Annotated in this window: 20 protein-coding genes; 6 read left to right on the top strand and 14 right to left on the bottom strand. The window is 69.8% G+C overall.

What is annotated here, in order from left to right:
• Window positions 1-2 precede the first annotated feature (2 nt).
• The 6 genes from ACFY8U_RS34910 to ACFY8U_RS34885 form a co-directional block, all read right to left on the bottom strand.
• Window positions 3-1,406 carry an ATP-binding protein gene (locus ACFY8U_RS34910; RefSeq protein WP_361436732.1) on the bottom strand — a complete coding sequence of 468 codons (1,404 nt, stop codon included), beginning with the start codon at window positions 1,404-1,406 and terminating at the stop codon, window positions 3-5.
• Between the two features lie 36 nt (window positions 1,407-1,442).
• Entirely contained in the window at window positions 1,443-2,996 is a 1,554-nt protein-coding gene (locus tag ACFY8U_RS34905) for an SCO6880 family protein (protein WP_389576132.1), read from the bottom strand.
• Window positions 2,993-4,333 (bottom strand): hypothetical protein, encoded by a 1,341-nt coding sequence (locus tag ACFY8U_RS34900; RefSeq protein WP_389576131.1) that lies wholly within the window; start codon window positions 4,331-4,333, stop codon window positions 2,993-2,995. Before ACFY8U_RS34900 ends, ACFY8U_RS34905 begins: the two co-directional genes overlap by 4 nt.
• Entirely contained in the window at window positions 4,323-5,162 is an 840-nt protein-coding gene (locus ACFY8U_RS34895) for a hypothetical protein (RefSeq protein ID WP_389576148.1), read from the bottom strand. The genes ACFY8U_RS34900 and ACFY8U_RS34895 overlap by 11 nt, the downstream gene beginning before the upstream one ends.
• Before the next feature lie 62 nt (window positions 5,163-5,224).
• Window positions 5,225-5,533: a hypothetical protein gene (locus tag ACFY8U_RS34890; RefSeq protein WP_260230621.1), complete on the bottom strand. Its 309-nt coding sequence runs from the start codon at window positions 5,531-5,533 to the stop codon at window positions 5,225-5,227.
• A 278-nt stretch (window positions 5,534-5,811) separates the two neighbouring features.
• A complete protein-coding gene (locus ACFY8U_RS34885; RefSeq protein ID WP_389576130.1) occupies window positions 5,812-6,561 on the bottom strand; it encodes a hypothetical protein in 750 nt (249 codons plus the stop codon).
• A 176-nt stretch (window positions 6,562-6,737) separates the two neighbouring features.
• On the opposite strand from ACFY8U_RS34885, the gene ACFY8U_RS34880 reads away from it, so the two are divergent.
• From ACFY8U_RS34880 to ACFY8U_RS34865, 4 genes are all read left to right on the top strand, one after another.
• On the top strand, window positions 6,738-7,766 hold the full coding sequence (locus ACFY8U_RS34880; RefSeq protein WP_361753903.1) for a bifunctional lytic transglycosylase/C40 family peptidase: 1,029 nt from the start codon (window positions 6,738-6,740) through the stop codon (window positions 7,764-7,766).
• 193 nt (window positions 7,767-7,959) lie between these two features.
• On the top strand, window positions 7,960-8,676 hold the full coding sequence (locus ACFY8U_RS34875; RefSeq protein WP_389576129.1) for a phosphatase PAP2 family protein: 717 nt from the start codon (window positions 7,960-7,962) through the stop codon (window positions 8,674-8,676).
• Window positions 8,677-9,045: 369 nt separating this feature from the next.
• Entirely contained in the window at window positions 9,046-9,849 is an 804-nt protein-coding gene (locus ACFY8U_RS34870) for a hypothetical protein (RefSeq protein WP_389576147.1), read from the top strand.
• A gap of 111 nt (window positions 9,850-9,960) precedes the next feature.
• Complete coding sequence (locus ACFY8U_RS34865; protein WP_361436750.1) at window positions 9,961-10,143, top strand: hypothetical protein; 183 nt, start codon at window positions 9,961-9,963, stop codon at window positions 10,141-10,143.
• A 33-nt stretch (window positions 10,144-10,176) separates the two neighbouring features.
• Here ACFY8U_RS34865 and ACFY8U_RS34860 read toward each other — a convergent pair whose 3' ends face one another.
• Complete coding sequence (locus tag ACFY8U_RS34860) at window positions 10,177-10,527, bottom strand: metal-sensitive transcriptional regulator (RefSeq protein WP_361599185.1); 351 nt, start codon at window positions 10,525-10,527, stop codon at window positions 10,177-10,179.
• 193 nt (window positions 10,528-10,720) lie between these two features.
• On the opposite strand from ACFY8U_RS34860, the gene ACFY8U_RS34855 reads away from it, so the two are divergent.
• A complete protein-coding gene (locus ACFY8U_RS34855) occupies window positions 10,721-11,341 on the top strand; it encodes a DUF47 family protein (protein ID WP_361436756.1) in 621 nt (206 codons plus the stop codon).
• Between the two features lie 6 nt (window positions 11,342-11,347).
• Window positions 11,348-12,346 carry an inorganic phosphate transporter gene (locus ACFY8U_RS34850; RefSeq protein WP_361436759.1) on the top strand — a complete coding sequence of 333 codons (999 nt, stop codon included), beginning with the start codon at window positions 11,348-11,350 and terminating at the stop codon, window positions 12,344-12,346.
• A 358-nt stretch (window positions 12,347-12,704) separates the two neighbouring features.
• Here ACFY8U_RS34850 and pstB read toward each other — a convergent pair whose 3' ends face one another.
• From pstB to ACFY8U_RS34815, 7 genes are all read right to left on the bottom strand, one after another.
• Complete coding sequence (gene pstB, locus ACFY8U_RS34845) at window positions 12,705-13,481, bottom strand: phosphate ABC transporter ATP-binding protein PstB (RefSeq protein ID WP_361436762.1); 777 nt, start codon at window positions 13,479-13,481, stop codon at window positions 12,705-12,707.
• 52 nt (window positions 13,482-13,533) lie between these two features.
• A complete protein-coding gene (gene pstA / locus ACFY8U_RS34840; RefSeq protein WP_361753909.1) occupies window positions 13,534-14,613 on the bottom strand; it encodes a phosphate ABC transporter permease PstA in 1,080 nt (359 codons plus the stop codon).
• Window positions 14,610-15,587: a phosphate ABC transporter permease subunit PstC gene (pstC, locus tag ACFY8U_RS34835; RefSeq protein WP_361599179.1), complete on the bottom strand. Its 978-nt coding sequence runs from the start codon at window positions 15,585-15,587 to the stop codon at window positions 14,610-14,612. The genes pstA and pstC overlap by 4 nt, the downstream gene beginning before the upstream one ends.
• A gap of 108 nt (window positions 15,588-15,695) precedes the next feature.
• A complete protein-coding gene (gene pstS / locus ACFY8U_RS34830) occupies window positions 15,696-16,832 on the bottom strand; it encodes a phosphate ABC transporter substrate-binding protein PstS (RefSeq protein WP_361676339.1) in 1,137 nt (378 codons plus the stop codon).
• A 228-nt stretch (window positions 16,833-17,060) separates the two neighbouring features.
• On the bottom strand, window positions 17,061-17,447 hold the full coding sequence (locus tag ACFY8U_RS34825; RefSeq protein ID WP_389576128.1) for an NUDIX hydrolase: 387 nt from the start codon (window positions 17,445-17,447) through the stop codon (window positions 17,061-17,063).
• Window positions 17,444-18,463 (bottom strand): CHAD domain-containing protein, encoded by a 1,020-nt coding sequence (locus tag ACFY8U_RS34820; protein WP_389576127.1) that lies wholly within the window; start codon window positions 18,461-18,463, stop codon window positions 17,444-17,446. Before ACFY8U_RS34820 ends, ACFY8U_RS34825 begins: the two co-directional genes overlap by 4 nt.
• Window positions 18,450-20,765 (bottom strand): RNA degradosome polyphosphate kinase, encoded by a 2,316-nt coding sequence (locus ACFY8U_RS34815; protein ID WP_389576126.1) that lies wholly within the window; start codon window positions 20,763-20,765, stop codon window positions 18,450-18,452. Before ACFY8U_RS34815 ends, ACFY8U_RS34820 begins: the two co-directional genes overlap by 14 nt.
• Between the last annotated feature and the right edge of the window lie 103 nt (window positions 20,766-20,868).

Below are 20,868 nucleotides of genomic sequence, written 5' to 3'. Positions count from 1 at the left end.
CCTCACGCCACCGTCGACCGGGAGGGATCGTTCAGCTGCTGCTCCATGAGGGCGGCGCGCTGTTCCGTCTCCCACTCCAGCTCCGGGTCGACGGCCGGGTCGACCGACGACTCCGTCATGGCGCGGTCGGTGTAGACGAGCGGCCGTTCCTTCTCGGTGATGAGGTGTTTGACCACCTGCACATTGCCGTTGACGTCCCAGACCGCGATGCCGGGTGTGAGCGTCGGGATGATCTCGACCGCCCACCGTGGCAGGCCGAGTACCCGTCCCGTCGCTCTCGCCTCGTCGGCTTTCTGGGCATAAATGGTCCGGGTGGAGGCCATCTTGAGGATCGCCGCGGCCTCCCGGGCCGCCGCGCCGTCGACGACGTCGGAGAGATGGTGCACGACGGCGACGAAGGACAGGCCGAGCCGGCGACCGAACTTGAGCAGCCGCTGGAACAGCTGTGCCACGAACGGGCTGTTGATGATGTGCCAGGCCTCCTCGACCAGGAAGATGCGCTTCTTCCGGTCGGGGCGGATCCAGGTGTGCTCCAGCCACACGCCGACGATCGCCATGAGGATCGGCATGGCGATGGAGTTGCGGTCGATGTGGGACAGGTCGAAGACGATCAGTGGCGCGTCGAGGTCGATGCCGACCGTGGTCGGTCCGTCGAACATGCCGCGCAGGTCGCCGTCGACCAGTCGGTCGAGGACGAGCGCGACGTCCAGGCCCCAGGCGCGTACGTCGTCTATGTCGACGTTCATCGCCTCCGCCGACTCCGCCTTCGGGTGGCGGAGCTGTTCGACGATGTCGGTGAGGATGGGCTGGCGGTCGGAGATGTGCTCGTTGACGTACGCGTGGGCGACCTTGAGCGCGAAGCCGGAGCGCTCGTCGAGACCGTGGCCCATCGCGACCTCGATGATCGTACGGAGCAGGGCCAGCTGTCCGGTCGTGGTGATCGACGGGTCGAGCGGGTTGAGCCGGATGCCGGCGTCGACGGCGACCATCGGGTCGAGGCGGATGGGAGTTATCCCCAGCTCCTGCGCGATGAGGTTCCATTCGCCGACGCCGTCCTCGCCCTGGGCGTCGAGGACGACGACCTGGCGGTCGCGGAAGCGCAGCTGGCGCAGGACGTACGTCTTCTCGAGCGCGGACTTGCCGTTGCCGGACTCGCCGAGGACGAGCCAGTGGGGGGCCGGGAGCTGCTGGCCGTACAGCTGGAACGGGTCGTAGATGTAGCCCTTGCCGCTGTAGACCTCGCGGCCGATGATCACGCCGGAGTCGCCGAGGCCGGGGGCGGCCGTGGGCAGGTAGACGGCCTGGGCCTGGCCGGTCGAGGTGCGGACGGGCAGACGGGTCGTCTCCACCTTCCCGAAGAGGAAGGAGGTGAAGGCTTCGGTGAGGGCGGAGAGTGGATCTCGCATGTGGGCGGGCCCCTTAGCGGCTGGCGGCTGGCGGCTCTAGCGGCGGATGCCGGTCGCGAACGGCAGGGTGTTCACAAAGGCCCGGTGGTGCTCGCGGTCGCACCACTCCAGCTTCAGATACGACTTGCCGGCGGAGGCCCTGATCGTGCGCTTGTCCCTGGCCAGGGCTTCGGGCGAGCGCGACGACACAGTGATGTACCCGACGAGGTTGACGCCTGCCGCGCCGCTGGCGAGATCTTCACCCCGCTGGTCGAGCCGGCCGTGCGCGGCGATGTCGCGCGGGTCGACCGTGCGGTTCATCTTGGCCTGGCGGGAGGCCTCGGCCTCGTCGTTGGTCTTCTCGGTGAGCATGCGCTCGATGGCGACCTCGGTGGGTTCGAGGTCCATCGTCACCGCGACCGTACGGATCACGTCGGGGGTGTGGACGAGGAGCGGGGCGAGGAAGTTGACGCCGACGGGGGTCATCGGCCACTCCTTCACCCAGGCGGTGGCGTGGCACCAGGGGGCGCGGGTGGAGGACTCGCGGGTCTTGGCCTGGAGGTAGGTGGGCTCCATGGCGTCGAGTTCGGCGGGCCAAGCGTTTCGTTTCGTCATGGCCTGGATGTGGTCGATGGGGTGGTCCGGGTCGTACATGGAGTGCACGAGGGAGGCGGCCCGGGACTGGCCGAGGGGCTGCCGTACGCGGATGTCGGCCTCGGCGAGGCGGGCGCAGATGTCGGTCAGCTCGCGGGCCATGACGACGGCGAGGCCGGCGTCGCGGTCGAGCTTGCGGGCGCCGGAGGTGTGGCGGGCGGCGCGGGCCATGGCGTTGGCCTCGGCGGCGAGCTCGCGGGTGTAGTGCATGCAGGCCACGAGGTAGGCGCGGTGCTGCTCGCTGGAGGTGGAGACCATCGACTGGAGCTGCTCGTACGAGTCCTGGAGCCAGCCGGGGGCCTGGGGGTCGCCGCGCTGGGCGACGTCCTTGGCGTGGGCGTCGGGGTCGGCGGGGAGGGTGCGGGCGAGCATCTGGAGGCGGGTGACGAAGCCGTCTCCGTTGGCGACGTGCTTGAGGAGGGTGCCGAAACGGTCCACCAGGGCTTCCTGGTCCTCGCTGTCGCGCAGGCCGACGCCGGGTCCCTCGATCTCGATGGCGGCGGTGACGGTGCGGCGGTCGGCGTGGAGGAGGACGGCGATCTCGTCGGGGCCGAAGGGCGCGGAGAGCCAGTTGATGCGGCCGATGCCGGGCGGCGGGCCGACCTCGACCTCGCGGCCGTCCATCCGGGTGCCGGCTTCGGCGGCGGCGGAGCGGTAGGCGGTGCCGCGCTTGAGGGACCGCTTGTAACTGCGGTTGATCTCGAACCATTTGTAGAAGGTCCGGTGCTTGTACGGCACGTAGACGGCGGCGAGGGCCAGGACGGGGAAGCCGACGAGCAGCACGATCCGCAGGGTGAGGGCGGGGACGAGGAGTCCGCTCATCATGCCGAGGAACGCGCCGGCGATGATCAGGGCGATCTCGCCGGTTTCGCGGTTCTTGCCGACGATCGCGTTCGGCCGGGCACGGCCGATGAGATACGTACGGCGGGGCGTGACCGGCTGGGACTGGGTCGTCAACGCCCTCCACCTCCAGTGCTTCCTGTGTTGTTGCGGCTGCTGTGCGGGGTGCCTGATGTGGGGCTGCTGCTACGCGGCGGGGGTGCGGCGGAGGGGACAGATCCGCCGCCGCCCCCGGCGCCCCCGGAGCTGCCGCGGCTGCTGTGGGCGGCGACGCCGCCGGAGAGCGGGTTGGCGGGGCGCGGGGCGCCACCGCTGTTCTGGTTTCCGCCGCCGCCGCTGTCGCGGGTGCTGTGGGTCTTGATGCCCTGGGAGACGAGGGAGGCGGGGGAGGAGATGACGGCGGCGGCGGCGTTCTCGCCGGCGCGGTGGACGCGGTTGTTGCGGGAGGCGACGATCTCGTCGCCGAAGCCGGGGACGAAGCGGTAGATCATCGCGGAGGCGAAGATGGCGAGCAGGATGATCGCGAGGCCGGAGACGACGGCGGAGAAGGAGTCGGGTCCGGTGCCGGAGGAGAGCGCTCCGGCGAGGCCGAGGACGATGACGATGACCGGCTTCACGAGGATGATCGCGATCATGATGCCGGCCCAGCGGCGGACGTGGCCCCACATGTTCTTGTCGACGAGGCCGGAGTAGACGACGACGCCGAGGAGGGCGCCGACGTAGAGCATGACGGCGCGCAGGAAGAGCTCGAGGTAGAGGACGCCGGCGGCGAGGATGCTGACGAGGGAGACGATGATCAGCATGATCGGCCCGCCGCCGATCTGGTCGCCCTTCTGGAGGGCCTCCTTGAAGCTGCCGAAGAAGACGTCGGTCTGTTGACCGGTGCCGGAGGCGATGACTTCGGTGACGGCGTCGGTGGCGTTGACGACGGTGTAGAGGATGAGCGGGGTGAAGGCGGAGGCGAGGACGGTCAGCCAGAGGAAGCCGATGGCCTCGGAGATGGCGGTGGTGAGGGGCACGCCTCGGATGGCTCGCTTGGCGACGGCGAGGAGCCAGAGGAGGAGGGTGAGGAAGGTGGCGGCGGCGAAGACGATGGCGTAGCGGCCGAGGAACTCGAGGTTGGTGAAGTCGACGTCGGCGGTCTCTTTGACGGCGCCGGAGAGGTAGTCGATGGTGGCGACGGCGGCGTCGGCGCAGCCGCGGGCGAGGGAGGAGAGGGGGTCTAGGGCGGCGGCGGGGTCGGGGGCGGTGCGGTTGCCGCCGCCGCTTTGGCCGTTTTCGCAGTAGTCCCGCGCGGGGCCGACGATGAGGTCGCACTGGTCCTTGGCGGACGGCGACGGAGTGGGCGTGGGCGTCGGCGCCGCGTAGGCCCGCGAGGCCAGAAGCACGGCCGACGTTTGGGCGGTGGCCAGCAACGCGGCCACGCGGAGCGAGTGACGGGGCTTAGCGGGCATAGGTGAAGCCTCCGTACTCCTCGACTGCCTTGGCGATCGCGTCGGCGTCGGAGGCGGTGCGGTCGGTGTTCACCGGGGCCGGCCCTTCCTTCTGGGAGAAGGTCTCGACCTTCCAGTCGTTGTCCGCCCAGCGAAGAGCAAGCGTGATGGTGAACCAGTCGTTGGTCACCGGGTTGGTGGAGCTGACCCCAGCAGTGCCGAACACGCCGGTGCACCAGACTTCGACCGTGGCGGCCCCCTCGGAGAACTGCGTGACCTTGGTGCCGACCGGTGCTGTGCGCGACACGTACGTCAGCCCGGCGGCGGCGTTGCCGTTCGCGTCCAGGCCCAGCTTGTCGAGGAAGTCGCGGTTGTACGCCTTGTCGAAGCTGCCTTCGAGTTCGGCGACCTTGTCCTGGACGAACAGTTGCCTGACGATCTCGCGGCGGCGATCGGGCTTCAGGATGTCGGCCGACACCAGCGCCACCGAGAAGTTGGCGGCCGCGCTCTGCGCCCCCTGTTCGTCCCGTGCGAAGCCTGTCGGGATCTGGCCGTTCTTGCCCGTGACCGGGCGGACTCCCGTGGCTGACGTGGGGTTGCGGTTGCCCGCGGTGGGGGACGTGCCCGAGGTGTTGTCCGTTTCGCCATCGCCGCCGCCTCTGTTCGCGAAGGCGATCGCGGCGATCAGGAGGACCACCACGCCCACCACCGTGATGAGCGAGCGCGAGCTGCGGGCCGGGGGGCGGCGGGTGTCGTCGTAGGGGTCGCCGCTGCCGCCCTCCGGGAGACGCGTGCGGGTCTGGCCCGAGCCGCCGCCGCCGAAGCCGTCGTTGTCGTCGCCGAGGCTCATGGCAAGCACGCCCTCTCAACCGTGTGGTGACTGGACATCAGGAAAGGAACCGACCTCGGTGGTTAGACGGCCATCCCGTACACGATCGTGAACAGGGTCCCCAGTGACCCGATGATGAAGACGCCGGTCAGGCCGGCCACGATCAGGCCCTTGCCCTGCTCGGCGCTGAACGTGTCCCGGAGTGCGGTCGCGCCGATGCGCTGCTTGGCCGCTCCCCAGATGGCGATGCCGAGGCAGAGCAGGATGGCCACGGCCATCACGACCTCGATCATCACCTTGGCCTCGTTGCCCAGGCTCCCGAAAGGCCCCCAGTTCGGGGCGATTCCACCGATGATGGTGGTGATGTCGCCTTCTTCGGCCGCCAGGTACATGTAACTCACCGCCCCTGTTGGGTAGTTCGTCGCCCCTGCCTGATGGCATGGGTCATCGCCCTATCTTCGCTGATGAAACCGCTCGCGTGTGACGGCTTGACGGCTCTCTTTACCCGATCCCCGCACACTTGACCGATCCGACCGTCTTGACCTGCGACGGCGTGGCCGGTTTCTATGCGAAGAAGCGTATGGTCACTCTGTGTATCACGGAGGGTGACTCCGAGCAATGACTGTCGTTGTTACACCTCAGGCCGCGTACACGGCCCGAGGTGTCGCCGTCAGCCGCCCGCGTACGGGGTGTCGACGTGGCTGACTTCGTGGAGACCGGCCCCCGCCGCGCGGTAGACGGCCGTACGGGTCAGCGTGGTGACCGCCAGGGGCTCGCCGTCGCGGCGTGTGCGGTAGACGACGGTCACGGCGGGCGGGGTCACCGCGAGGGAGACCACGGGGGCGCGGTCGCCGAGGGACTCGGTGGCGAAGGGGACCGGGGTTCCGTGGTCGTTCCGCCAGACGACGAGCGTGTAATAGCGGCCCGTTCCCGGCGTGGTGATCTTCACGACGCCCACGGCGTCCGCCGCGCCGTCGCCCACGATGTGTCCGATCGCGCACTGGGGCTGGAGGTCGACCTGGACGCCGTCCTCGTCCTCCCAGTGGCCGTCGGTGAGCCGCATCGTCGCGCGCGGATAGTCGGGCAGCTTCACGAGGGCGGTCTGCACGCGCGCGTGGCGGAGCTGATCGCACGTCAGGGCCGGCGCGGGGCGCGAGGGGGATGCCGTACGGGTGGGGGGTGTGGTGGGAGTCGGCGTCGCGCTTCGGGTCGGCGGTGCCGTTCGGGTCGGCTCCGGGCTTCGGGGCGGCGGTGTCGTTCCGGTCGGGGCCGCGCTCGGGGTCCCGGAAGCGCCCGGTGCGCCTGCCTCGCTGCCGTCGTCCGGCCCGCAGCCCGTCAGCAGGCCCGCCGCCAGCGTGGCGGTCAGGGCGATGACCGCCAGCCGGGTCACCCGTGTCAGATGGTTCGTGCCGTGGCTCATGATCGTCCCCCTGTGTGGCCGGATCCTGCTGTTCGACGCGACGAGAGACGCCCCCGATACCGGCCGGGGTTGCAGGACTTTGTCCGAAACGGGTAACAGCCCGACCACCCCCGGGGCGGGTGACGCACCTAGACTTGTCGCTCGATGGACTGCCAAGACCCCAGGGGTGGTTGACGGTGCGTAAGGCGCGCAAGGCGTGGCTGGTGGCCGGTGGGGTCTTCGGCGTGTGCCTGAGCTTCGTCGCGCTGCTCGTCGTCGGGACGTACGCCGCCGCCGCCGGTCTCTTCGGGGGCGCCGGGAACGCCAGGAACGGCACCGTCGGGCTTGCCAAGGGCGCCGTGCCCGCCGCGTACCAGGGGCTGGTGCAGCAGTGGGGGAACCTCTGCCCCGCCATCAACCCGGCCCTGCTCGCCGCCCAGCTCTACCAGGAGAGCGGCTGGAACCCGAGGGTCGTCTCGCCCGCGAACGCGATGGGCATCGCCCAGTTCATCCCCGGCACCTGGGCGGGCCACGGCATCGACGGGGACGGGGACGGCGACCGGGACGTGTGGGATCCCAAGGACGCGATCCCCTCCGCCGCCTCGTACGACTGCGAGCTCGCCGGCTATGTGAAGGACGTGCCGGGCGACGCGACGAACAACATGCTCGCCGCGTACAACGCGGGCGCCTACCGGGTCATCAAGTCCGGCGGCGTGCCGCGGATCAGCGAGACGCAGAACTACGTACGCATCATCAGGTCGCTGGAGAAGAGCTTCGCCCGGCCCGTCGGCCGCGTCGAGCCCTCGCGGCAGGCCGCCGGCGCGATCTACTACGCCCAGCAGAAGCTCGGGACGCTCTATCTCTGGGGCGGCACCGGGACCGCGGCTCAGAATGGCCGATTCGACTGCTCCGGGCTGACCCAGGCCGCGTACCGCAGTGTCGGGATCGAGCTGCCGCGGGTCGCCAACGACCAGTACAACGCCGGACCGCACCCCTCCCGCGACGAGCTGCTCCCCGGTGACCTGGTCTTCTTCTCCGACGACCTGACGAACTCCCGTGCCATCAGGCACGTCGGCATCTACGTCGGCGGCGGCTACATGATCGACGCGCCGCGTACCGGTGCGGTCATCCGTTTCGACAAGATCGATACGCCTGACTATTTTGGTGCGACCCGGGTGACCAAGGACGGCGCGGCGGCTCTGCCGACGCACCTGCCGCAGACCTGACATTCCGTCGGCCGGGTAGCGGCCATGGCCGGAACTCTCCGTTAAGCACAGGCCCTGAGCAGCGACGACGCGTCACTCTTCGGTAACGTCAGGGTGATCGTCGAGGAAGAGCGGAACGCACGCCTCAGGCGGTTCGTTCCCTGATCCGACCGCTCACGGTCGACTCACGTGACAAGGCAAGGGGCCGCAGCAGATGGCTGGACTCGCATCGGACGGTTCGAACCCCGATGTCAGCCTGCTCTACGACATCAACGGGCTGGCGCGGGAAGCCCCGCCCTGGCTCGACCGTGTCATGGGTTTCGTCGGCGAGTACGGGATCATGCTCGCCCTCGTCCTCGTCGCGCTCTGGTGCTGGTGGAGCGTCCGCCGCCGCGGCACGCTCACCGACTCCGTCTCCGCCGTCGCCGCGCTCGTCTGGGCCCCGCTGGCCGCCGCGGTCGCCGTGCTCGTCAACATCCCGATCCGCGGCTTCGTCGAGCGTCCCCGGCCGTTCAACGACCACCAGGGCCTCGAGGTCCTCGTCGACGGCAAGACCGACTTCTCGTTCGTGTCCGACCACGCCACCCTGGCGATGGCGATCGCCGTCGGGCTCTTCGTCGCCCACCGCAAGCTCGGCCTCGCCGCCATCGGCCTCGCCTTCGCCGAAGGCTTCTGCCGCGTCTACATGGGAGTCCACTACCCGACCGACGTGATCGGCGGGTTCGCCCTCGGTACGGCGGTGGCGCTGCTGCTCGCGCCCCTCGCCCACGCCCTGCTGACCCCGCTGGTCTCGGCGATCGCCCGCTCCAGGCACGGCGCCCGGCTGGTCCGCTCCCGGCGCGCCGGCGAGCGGTCCTCGCTGCCCGAGACCCTCGGCATCCCCGAGCCCCGGCTGGGACCGGGGTCCGGGGAGAACGATCTCGCCGCCTAGGCCGACCCGGGGCGCGTACGTCGCTCCAGCCGTGTATCGCGACCCGGCCGTGGCAGTCGTCCTGGCCGGGTCGTCGCGTACGCCGCTTGGGCGGCATACCCGGCGCCTGGCTACGCCGGCTTCTGCTCGACCCCCGCGTGCGACGTCGCGTCGGTACGCGCCTTGTCCCGGGATCTCCGCGCCGGGCCCCTCCAGCCGCAGCTGCAGCGGGCGACCGCGAAGGAGCCTCGTTCGGTCGTTGTCGTGTGATGCGGGGACTGCTCGTGCACGGTTCCACCGTACTGCGCGTGACGGGTCGCCCAGGCCGTCGTTATGCGGATCGGGCGGGTCCCGGACAAGCAGCGGTACGGCGTTGGGGGTTGGCAGGCGATGGTGGTGCAGCGGTACGGGCGTCGGGGAGGGGCGTGGGCCGTCGCCGCGGCCCTGATGGCCGGTGGATGCTCCGGTTCCGTGGACGCCGAGGCCGGCGGGGACCCGACGAAGACCGTACGGGGCGTGGCCGAGGTGCTGGCCCGGGCCGGGACCTCCAAGACGAGTACGAGCATGGAGATGGCGGCCGGCGGGACGCGCGTGACCATCCGGGGCGAGGGCGGGTACGACTTCCGCCGGCGCACCGGCAGCCTCCAGGTCGTCCTGCCCGACGCCGCCGGAGCCGGCGAGCACCGGCCCATCACCGAACTCCTCGCACCCGGCGCGCTCTACATGAAGAACCGCGGCGCCGGTGTCCCGGCCGACAAGTGGGTCCGCGTCGACACCACCACCCTCGACGACGGCAACCTCATCACCGGCGGGGCGACGGACCCCGCCGCCGCGGCCGAGCTTCTGCGTGGCGCGCAGCGGGTGACGTACGTCGGCGAGGTCGATCTGGCAGGGGCGAAAGTCAGCCACTACCGCGGCGTCGCGGACATCGCGGTGGCCGCCCGGGCCGCCTCTCCGCAGGTGCGGGGCGCGCTCGCCGCCGCGGCGAAAGGGTTCGCCAAGGACACCGTCCCCTTCGACGCGTATCTGGACGCGGAAGGGCGGCTGCGCAAGGTCCGGCACCAGTTCACCTTCGCCAACCAGGGGCGTACGGTTGCGGTCGCGTCGACCACGCTGCTGTACGGGTTCGGCACCCCCGTCGACGTGCGGCTGCCGCACCGCAAGGACATCTACGCCGGGAAGATCAAGGTGTAAGGGGCGGCGGGAAGCCACCCGCAGGCCATTCCCAAATGGTCCGGACGAGTCATGCGCGGTGCGTGGCGCGCTCCCTACGCTGGGAGACCGACGCCGGCCAGGAAGAGGTGAATGCGCGTGGCTCCGCCCAGTACCGCGACAGTGCCCACTGACCAGGAGTGCGTCGCTCTCGCCGAGATCGAACTCTGCGGTGAGCTGATCATCGCGGCGTCGGCCGCCGACGGGGAGCGGCTCAGCGCGGACCGGATCGACGAGGTGCTGAGGGTCGCGACGGAGCGGTCGGACCGTTGCTGACCGACCGGGGCCGTCGTCGGCGGCCCCGGGTTCTCAGGTACGCAGCATCCGCGCGATGGCCTTCGTGGCCTCCTCGACCTTCGCGTCGATCTCGTCGCCGCCCTTGGTCGCGGCGTCGGCGACGCAGTGCCGCAGGTGCTCCTCGAGGAGCTGGAGCGCGAAGGACTGCAGGGCCTTCGTGGACGCGGAGACCTGAGTGAGTATGTCGATGCAGTACGTGTCCTCGTCGACCATCCGCTGCAGACCGCGGATCTGGCCCTCGATCCGGCGCAGCCGCTTGAGGTGCTCGTCCTTCTGCTTGTGGTAGCCGTGCACGCCGTGGTCGTGGTCGGTGCCGGGTGCGGCAATGTCGGGGGTGACCTCGGCCGCCTCGGTGGTCGTCATCGCGTCCTCCCGTTGTCCAGAAAGGGTATGTATACCCCTCGTGGGTATATGGTACCGATCCCCGCCGATCCGGGCGGGGGCCCGTGCAGATCACTGTGCCTGATGGGCGACACTGAAGGGACGCCGGTTAGCCGTGGCCGGATGATGCGCCTAGCATCAGCCTGACCGAAACCCAGCACCCCGAGGACCCCACGTGCGATTTCGTCTGACCCCCAGGGAGACGAGCTTCTATGACATGTTTGCCGCGTCCGCGGACAACATCGTCACGGGCTCGAAACTCCTGATGGAACTGCTCGGAGCGGAGCCTTCCGCCCGGGCCGAGATCGCGGAGCGGATGCGGGCAGCGGAACACGCCGGTGACGACGCGACCCACGCCATCTTCCACCAGTTGAACTCCTCGTTCATCACGCCGTTCGACCGCGAGGACATCTACAACCTCGCGTCCTCCCTCGACGACATCATGGACTTCATGGAGGAGGCCGTCGACCTGGTCGTCCTCTACAACGTCGAGGAGCTCCCCAAGGGTGTCGAGCAGCAGATCGAGGTGCTGGCCCGCGCGGCGGAGCTGACCGCCGAGGCGATGCCGCATCTGCGGACGATGGACAACCTCACCGAGTACTGGATCGAGATCAACCGGCTCGAGAACCAGGCCGACCAGATCCACCGCAAGCTGCTCGCCCACCTCTTCAACGGCAAGTACGACGCCATCGAGGTCCTCAAGCTCAAGCAGATCGTGGATGTGCTGGAGGAGGCGGCCGACGCGTTCGAGCACGTGGCCAACACGGTGGAGACCATCGCGGTCAAGGAGTCCTGAGGCTTCGTGGACACCTTCGCGCTGATCGTGACCATCGGTGTCGCGCTCGGTTTTACGTATACCAATGGGTTCCACGACTCGGCGAACGCCATCGCCACCTCGGTCTCGACCCGGGCGCTGACCCCGCGGGCGGCCCTGGCGATGGCGGCGGTGATGAACCTCGCCGGCGCGTTCCTCGGCAGCGGTGTCGCCAAGACCGTCAGTGAGGGCCTGATCGAGACGCCGCACGGCGACAAGGGGATGGGCATCCTCTTCGCCGCGCTCGTCGGCGCGATCATCTGGAACCTGGTCACCTGGTACTTCGGCCTGCCGTCCTCCTCCTCGCACGCGCTGTTCGGCGGCATGGTGGGCGCGGCGCTGGCCGGTGGTACCGAGGTGATCTGGGGTGGGGTGCTCGATAAGGTCGTCATCCCGATGTTCATCTCGCCGGTGGTCGGCCTGGTCGCCGGTTACCTGGTCATGTGCCTGATCATGTGGATGTTCCGCAAGGCCAATCCGCACAAGGCGAAGCGGGGTTTCCGTATCGCGCAGACGGTGTCGGCCGCGGGCATGGCGCTGGGCCATGGTCTGCAGGACGCCCAGAAGACGATGGGCATCGTGGTGATGGCCCTGGTCATCGCCGATGTGCAGCAGTCGGGCGACGACATCCCGATCTGGGTCAAGATCGCGTGTGCCGTGATGCTCTCGCTGGGTACGTACGCGGGTGGCTGGCGGATCATGCGGACGCTCGGCCGGAAGATCATCGAGCTGGACCCGCCGCAGGGGTTCGCGGCGGAGACGACGGGTGCGTCGATCATGTTCGGCTCGGCGTTCCTTTTCCACGCGCCGATCTCGACGACGCACGTGATCACGTCCGCGATCATGGGCGTGGGCGCGACGAAGCGGGTGAACGCGGTGCGGTGGGGTGTCGCGAAGAACATCATCCTCGGATGGTTCATCACGATGCCGGCGGCGGCGCTGGTCGCGGCGACGAGCTTCTACGTGGTGCAGCTGTTCTTCGGCTGAGGTCCGGCGCGCCGGGGTGATGCTGGGGTCCGGGGGTTATCCCCCGGGGGATTGCAGTATCACGATGCCGGCGGCGGCGCTGGTCGCGGCGACGAGCTTCTACGTGGTGCAAGCTGTTCTTCGGCTGAGGACCGGCGCGGTGGGGGTACAGGACCGGCCCCCGGGGTGTGTGCCTAACCTCCCCGAGACCCCGTCTGGGGCCCGGCCCCGCGGAACAGTCGCCACACGCCCTGGACGTACGTGCAAATGGTCGGGCCCGGCTCCCCTGTAGGGGAGCCGGGCCCTTTCGTCTGCGGTGGCACCGCCATGCAGCACCGCAGGACGCCACGCGGCTGAGCCGCATGGTCTGTGGGGTGGGCTATCCGAAGCGGCCGGAGATGTAGTCCTCGGTCGCCTGGACGCTCGGGTTGGAGAAGATGCGCTCGGTGTCGTCCAGCTCGATCAGCTTGCCCGGCTGGCCCACGGCCGCCAGGTTGAAGAACGCCGTACGGTCCGAGACACGGGCGGCCTGCTGCATGTTGTGCGTCACGATGACGATCGTGAAGCGCTCCTTCAGCTCGCCGATCAGGTCCTCGATCGCGAGCGTCGAGATCGGGTCGAGGGCCGAGCAGGGCTCGTCCATCAGCAGGACGTCGGGCTCGACCGCGATGGCGCGGGCGATGCACAGACGCTGCTGCTGACCGCCGGAGAGGCCGGAGCCCGGCTTGTTCAGGCGGTCCTTGACCTCGTTCCAGAGGTTCGCGCCCTTGAGGGAACGCTCGACGATGTCGTTGAGCTGGGCCTTCTTGTACGAGCCGTTCAGCCGCAGACCCGCCGCCACGTTGTCGAAGATCGACATGGTGGGGAAGGGGTTCGGGCGCTGGAACACCATGCCGACCGTGCGGCGCACGGCGACCGGGTCGACCCCTGCGCCGTACAGGTCCTGGTCGTCCAGGAGGACCTTGCCCTCGACGCGGCCACCGGGGGTGACCTCGTGCATACGGTTCAGGGTGCGCAGGAACGTGGACTTGCCGCAGCCGGAGGGGCCGATGAAGGCCGTCACCGAGCGGGGCTCGACGGTCATGGAGATGTCGTCGATCGCCTTGTGGGCGCCGTAGTAGGCGGAGAGGCCGCTGACGTCGATTCGCTTGGCCATATCAATTCACTTCCTTGGGGACCGCCACGCGGCGGAGCCGCATATCGAGGCTTTAGCGGCCGGTCTTCGGGGCCTTCCAGCGGGCGATGCCGCGGGCCACCAGGTTGAGGATCATGACGAAGGCGATCAGGACGAGCGCGGCGGCCCAGGCGCGGGCCACGGCGGCGTCGGTGCCGACCGCGTACTGCTCGTACACGTAGAGCGGCAGCGAGGACTGGGCGCCTTCGAAGGGGTTCGGGTTGATCAGCTTCGTACCGAACACGAGGAGCAGGATCGGGGCCGTCTCACCGGTGATGCGGGCCACCGCGAGCATGACGCCCGTGGTGATGCCGCCGATCGCGGTGGGCAGGACCACCTTCAGGATCGTGCGCCACTTCGGGATGCCGAGCGCGAGGGAGGCCTCGCGCAGCTCGTTCGGGACGAGCTTGAGCATCTCTTCGGTGGAGCGGACGACGACCGGCATCATCAGGATCGCGAGGGCCATCGCGCCGGCGAATCCGGAGGGCCCGAAGCCCAGCATCAGATTCCAGGTGGCGAGGATGAACAGACCCGCGACGATCGACGGGATGCCCGTCATGACGTCGACGAAGAAGGTGACGGCCTGGGCGAGCTTCCCGCCGCCGTACTCGACGAGGTAGACCGCGGTCAGCAGGCCGATCGGCGCGGCGATCAGGGTCGCGATGAGGACCTGCTCGATCGTGCCGAGCAGCGCGTGGTAGACACCGCCGCCCGCCTCGGCGTCGAGGACGCCGTTCATCGAGTGGGAGAGGAAGTACGGGTCGAGGACTTCCATGCCCTTGCTGATCGTGACCCAGGCGAGGGAGAGCAGCGGGATGACGGCCAGGATGAAGCAGACCCAGACGAGGCTGGTCGCGACCCGGTCCTTGGCCTGGCGGCTGCCTTCGACCTTGGTGGTGATCGCGTACGTCCCGAGGACGAAGAACAGTGCGGCGATCAGGCCCCACTGGATGCGGCTGTGCCAGCCGGCCGCGAGACCGAGGCCGACAGCGGCGGCGATCGACCCTACGGCGGTGGCGAACGGGGTCCAGCGGGGGAGCCGGGCGTGCTGGAGCGGGTCGTGCTTGACGGCGCTCTGCACGGGCGGCCGATCCTGTATGGCGTGGTGGCTCATGCGTTGGCCCCCGAGTACTCCTTGCGGCGGGCGATGATCCATCGGGCCGCGCCGTTGACCAGCAGGGTGATGACGAAGAGGACCAGGCCGGAGGCGATCAGCGCGTCACGGCCGAACTCGTTGGCCTCGTTGAACTTCGCGGCGATGTTCTGGGCGAAGGTGCCGCCGCCCGGGTCGAGCAGGTGACCCGAGATGAGGAAGCTGGGGGAGAGGACGACGGCCACGGCCATCGTCTCGCCGAGCGCGCGGCCGAGGCCGAGCATCGAGGCCGAGATGATGCCCGAGCGCCCGAAGGGGAGGACCGACATCCGGATGACCTCCCAGCGCGTGGCGCCGAGGGCGAGGGCGGCCTCTTCGTGCATCTTCGGGACCTGGAGGAAGACCTCGCGGGTCACGTTGGTGATGATCGGCAGGATCATGATCGCCAGCAGGATGCCCACGGTGAAGAGGGAGCGGGCGACGCCGTCGCTGGACTTGTCGAAGATGTACGTCCAGCCCAGGTACTGGTCGAGCCAGAGGTTCAGGCCGGCCAGGTACGGGACCAGGAAGATCGCGCCCCAGAGGCCGTAGATGATGCTGGGCACGGCGGCGAGCAGGTCGACCACGTACGCGAGCGGCTTGGCCAGCTTGCGCGGGGCGTAGTGCGAGATGAACAGCGCGATGCCGATCGCGACCGGCACGGCGATGACCATGGCGATGATCGACGAGACGACCGTGCCGAAGGCGAGGACCGCGATGCCGAAGACCGGCGGGTCGCCCGCGGGGTTCCACTCGAAGGTGGTGAAGAAGTTCGTGGAGTCCTTGGAGACCGCGAGGACGGCGCGGTAGGTGAGGAAGCCGGCGATGGCGGCCATGATCACCAGGAGGGTGATGCCGGATCCGCGGGACAGTCCGAGGAAGATCCGGTCGCCCGGGCGGGACGCGCTCTTCGCGCGCCGGCTGTTTCGTATGGGTGGTGTGGTTGTCGTAACCATCGGTCTCTCCGGTCTGCGGAGTCGTACTGCGTACGGCTCCTGGCGGCGGTGCACCGGATGCCGGGGCCGGTCCGTCACGCTGGGCGACGGACCGGCCCCGGCCGGGGATCAGGACAGGGTCGGGACGATCTCGCGGACCTTGGTCGCGATGTCGGCCGGGAGCGGGGCGTAACCGGCGTCGGAGAGGACCTTCTGGCCCTCCTCGCTGACGGTGTAGTTGAGGAACGCCTTCAGGGTCGGCAGGGTCTCCGCCTTGTTGCCCTTGTCGCAGGCGATCTCGTAGGTGACGAGGATCAGCGGGTAGGCGCCCTCGGCCTTGGTCGCGTAGTCGAGGGAGAGGGCCATGTCGGAGCCGGTGCCCTTGACCTTCGCGGCGGCGATGGCCTTGGAGGCGTTCTCCGGGGTGGCCTCGACCGGGGCGGAGGCGCCGGTGTTCAGCTTGACGGTGGAGATCTTGTTGGCCGTGGCGTAGGAGAGCTCGAAGTAGCCGATGGAGCCCTCGGCGTCCTTGACCGCGGTGGCGACACCGGAGGAGCCGTTGGCGGCCTGGCCACCCGGGGCGGGCCACGACTTCGTCTTCGGGTCGTGCTTCCAGTCGGCGGCGGCGGCCTCGGAGAGGTACTTGCCCAGGTTCTGGGTGGTGCCCGACTCGTCGGAGCGGTGGAACGCCTGGATGTTGGTGTCCGGCAGCTTGACGCCCGGGTTCAGCTTGGCGATCGCCGGGTCGTTCCACTTCTTGATGTCGGTGTTGAAGATCTTGGCGATGGTGGAGGCGTCCAGGACCAGGTTGTCCACGCCGTCCAGCTTGTAACCGATGGCGACGGGGCCACCGACCATCGGCAGGTTGATGCCCTTGCCGGTCTTGCAGATCTTCGCCGACTCGGCGACCTCTTCCTCCTTCAGGGCGGAGTCGGAGCCCGCGAAGGCGACCTGGCCCTGGTTGAACTTGGTGATACCGCCGCCGGAGCCGATGGCCTGGTAGTTCACCTCGACGCCCGAGCAGGCGGCCTGGAAGTTCTTGACCCACAGGTCCATGGCGTTCTTCTGCGCGGACGAGCCCGCGGCGAGGAGCTGGCCCTTGGCGCCGTCGCACTTGATGTTCGACGCGGCGGCCGAGGTCTTGTCGCCGTCCGCAGGGGTACCGGTGTTGTTGTCCGAGCCACACGCCGAGAGGACGAGGGCGCCGGAAACGACGAGGGCACCGATCGCAGAGGCGCGAAGCCCGTTCATGCGCGAAAGCTTCACTTTCGGGTGTTCCTTCCAGAAGCCGCCAGCCGCGGACCGGATGTCCTGAACGTTGTACGGCGGCGTGTGTCGGGGTAGTGGGTGCAGCGCTGTACCTCTGCACCTTGTACGACCGAAATTAGGCAGAACAGGTGAAGCCGTCGACGGGGGTGGGTGAACGGAAAGTGAACCGTGCCGGAAGGCGCGGTGTGGTGCCGCTCTTCAGGGCGGGCACGCCGAGGGGCGGTTTCAGGCCACGAGTGCGTCCAGGAGGTCTCTGTCCCGGGGCTGGGTCAGGCGGGCCCGGGCCTCCGCCGGCGGCAGCCACTCCACACGGTCGACCTCCTTCGACGGGCTGAACGTGCCGCCGAGGGCGCGGGCCGACCAGTACGTGACCTCCTTCGGCTGCCCGTTCGCCCAGTAGCGGGCCGAAGGGAGGCGGTCACCCAGGGCGCAGGACTGGCCCGTCTCCTCCCGTACCTCCCGCAGCGCACACTCCTCGGCGGACTCGCCGCGCTTCAGCTTCCCCTTCGGATGCGACCAGTCGTCGTACTTGGGGCGGTGGACCAGGGCGATCTCGATGCCCTGGCCCGAGGGAGCGCGGCGCCACAGGACGCACCCCGCGGCCCGGATCACGGGACGGGTGCCGTGGTGTGCTGCCAGGCGCGCTGGAAGGCGAAGCGGGAGGCTTCGACCTCGTGGCGCTGGTCCGCGTGGAGGACGCCCAGCGCGTACGCGGTGGCCGGGGCGATACGCGGGGTGCGGGCCGCCGCCGAGGCCGCCGCGGCCGCCTCGGAGGCGTCGCGGTGGCGGTTCAGCGCCCGCCCGGCCTCGTCGAGGACCGGGTCGGGGGTGGTGTCGCCGTGCAGGACCTCGCAGGCGTACCGGTGCAGTCGCAGCAGCAGCCGGGTCTGGTGCCAGGGCGCGTCCTGGGCCTCACCGGCGGCGAGGCCGAGGGCGTCGGCGTTGTACGGGTGGGCCGCGCGGGCCAGCGGCAGGACGGAGACCGCGTCCAGCAGGCGCCGCTCGACGACCATGGCCGGGGCGTCGAGGACCTCGATCGCCTGGGCCGCCCCCGCGGGCCCGAGCGGTACCTCGGAGGCCAGGAGCGCGACGGCGTCCGCGACCGCGTGGAAGCGGGAGGATCCCAGCGCCTGGAGGGCGGCCGAGTGGGCGCGCGTACGGGCCAGGGTGAGCTGGCGTTCGAGCAGGGCGCCGGCCCGGGCGGCGCCGACCGTCAGGCCTGCGCTGTCGGCGCCGCGCGCGGCGGGCACGGGCCCCCCGGAGCCCGGCCCGCCGGAACCGTGTCCGCCGTTCGACAGGCGGGACAGCGCGTCCACGAGCCGGATGAGCCGGGCGGTGCAGGCGTGCTCCAGGGCGAGTGTCCCGGAGAGCCAGGCCAGCTCCGTGCGCAGCTGGTCGGCCCAGGGGGCGTCGAGGAGCGGACGGAAGGTGTGCAGCGTGCCGCCGATGCGTCGGGCGGCGGCGCGCAGGGACCGGGCGGCCTCTTCCGCGCCGGCGGTGTCCGCGCCGCTCTCCGTGTGCAGGCGCAGGGCGCGCAGGAAGTCTCCGGCCCGTGCCTGGAGGTAGGGGGAGAGGACCTCTCCTGCCGTGACGCCCGCGGTGGCGGAAAGGGGGTCAGGGTTGTGCACGCCGGCGCCTCCGCGCGTCGATGAGCATCTCCTGCACATGGCGCAGGGGCTGGCCGTCGGCGTCGGTCGCGTGCCGCGTCCAGTTCCCGTCCGGGCCGAGGTGCCAGGAGGAGGTGGTGTCGGACATTCCGGTCTCCAGGAGCCGGCTCATGGCCGCTCGGTGGGCGGGGTCGGAGACCCGGACCAGCGCCTCTATGCGCCGGTCGAGATTCCGGTGCATCATGTCGGCGCTGCCCAGCCAGACCTCGGGTTCGCCGCCGTTGCCGAAGGCGAAGACCCGGGAGTGTTCGAGGAAGCGGCCGAGGATCGAGCGGACCCGGATGTTCTCGGAGAGCCCGGCGACGCCCGGACGGATCGCACAGATGCCGCGGACCCAGATGTCGACCGGGACGCCTGCCTGCGAGGCCCGGTAGCAGGCGTCGATGATGGCCTCGTCGACCATCGAGTTGACCTTGATCCGGACGTAGGCCGGGCGGCCGGCGCGGTGGTGGGCGATCTCCTGGTGGATCCGGGAGACCAGTCCGTCCCGCAGGGACTTCGGGGCGGTGAGCAGCCGGCGGTAGGTCTCGCGGCGGGAGTAGCCGGAGAGCCGGTTGAACAGGTCGGAGAGGTCCGCGCCGACCTGCGGGTCGGCGGTGAGCAGGCCGAGGTCCTCGTAGAGCCGGGCCGTCTTGGGGTGGTAGTTGCCGGTGCCGACGTGCGAGTACCGGCGCAGGACGTCGCCCTCCTGCCGGACCACGAGCGACAGCTTGCAGTGCGTCTTGAGGCCGACGAGGCCGTAGACGACGTGGCAGCCGGCCTCCTCCAGCTTGCGCGCCCACTTGATGTTGGCCTGCTCGTCGAAGCGGGCCTTGATCTCGACGAGGACGAGGACCTGCTTGCCGCTCTCGGCGGCGTCGATCAGCGCGTCGACGATCGGGGACTTGCCGGAGGTCCGGTAGAGCGTCTGCTTGATCGCGAGGACGTCCGGGTCGGCGGCGGCCTGTTCCAGGAAGGCCTGGACGGAGGTGGAGAAGGAGTCGTACGGGTGGTGCAGCAGCACGTCCCGTTCGCGCAGGGCCATGAAGATGTCGGGCGCCGAGGCCGACTCGACCTCGGCGAGGTCCCGGTGGGTGCCGGCGACGAACTTGGGGTACTTCAGCTCGGGCCGGTCGAGCGAGGCGATGCCGAAGAGGCCGGTGAGGTCGAGCGGGCCGGGGAGCGGGTAGACCTCCGCGTCGGAGACCTTCAGCTCGCGGACGAGCAGGTCGAGGACGTACGGGTCGATGGACTCCTCGACCTCCAGACGGACCGGCGGGCCGAAGCGGCGGCGCAGCAGCTCCTTCTCCAGAGCCTGGAGCAGGTTCTCGGCGTCGTCCTCCTCCACCTCCAGGTCCTCGTTCCGGGTCACCCGGAACATGTGGTGGGCCAGCACCTCCATGCCGGGGAAGAGCTCCTCCAGGTGGGCCGCGATGACGTCCTCCAGCGGGACGTACCGCTCGGGCGAGGCCTCCAGGAAGCGGGAGAGCAGCGGGGGCACCTTGACGCGGGCGAAGTGGCGGTGGCCGCTGACCGGGTTGCGCACGACGACGGCCAGGTTCAGGGAGAGGCCGGAGATGTACGGGAAGGGGTGGGCGGGGTCCACGGCCAGCGGGGTGAGGACCGGGAAGATCTGCTGCCGGAACAGGGTGAAGAGGCGCGCCTGCTCCTTCTCGGTCAGCTCGGGCCAGCGGATCAGGTGGATGCCCTCGTCGGCGAGGGCCGGGGCGACGTCCTGCTGGTAGCAGGCGGCGTGCCGGGCCATGAGCTCGCGCGAGCGGGTCCAGATCAGCTCCAGGACCTCGCGGGGCTGCAGCCCGGAGGCGGAGCGGGTGGCGACGCCGGTGGCGATGCGGCGCTTGAGGCCGGCGACGCGCACCATGAAGAACTCGTCGAGGTTCGACGCGAAGATCGCGAGGAAGTTCGCCCGTTCGAGGAGGGGGGTGTTGGGGTCCTCGGCCAGTTCGAGGACGCGTTCGTTGAACGCGAGCCAGCTGCGCTCCCGGTCGAGGAAGCGGCCCTGGGGAAGTTCGCCGCCGATGCCGTCGTCCTCGTACGCGTCGAGGTCGGCGTCCAGGTCGGGGTCGAGACCGGGGCCCCGCTCCGCGTTGACGGTGTGGGGGCGGTGCGCGGCTATGGAACCGACCGTCGGCTGCGGGTTCTGCCGCGTGGTCGGCTCGTCGTTCCGGGTGCTTTTCGCGGACGGCTTCGCGGGCGTCTTGGGAGACGTCTTGGCGTTCTTCGCGGACGGCTGGACCGGGACCTCGGCGGGCTGCTTGCTCATGGCCCCATTCTTCCGCGCGAAGGGCTGGTCGGGCGCGTCGGAGCGGGCCGTGGGCGCGGGAAGTCTCCCTTTGGGGAGCGCGTTGGTGGTCGCGGGCACGACG

Source organism: Streptomyces sp. NPDC012508 (assembly GCF_042902595.1).
In the GTDB taxonomy this organism is placed as follows: Bacteria; Actinomycetota; Actinomycetes; order Streptomycetales; family Streptomycetaceae; genus Streptomyces.
The sequence above is the reverse complement of the archived record's forward strand: the minus strand, read 5'-3'. Positions and strand labels throughout refer to the sequence as shown.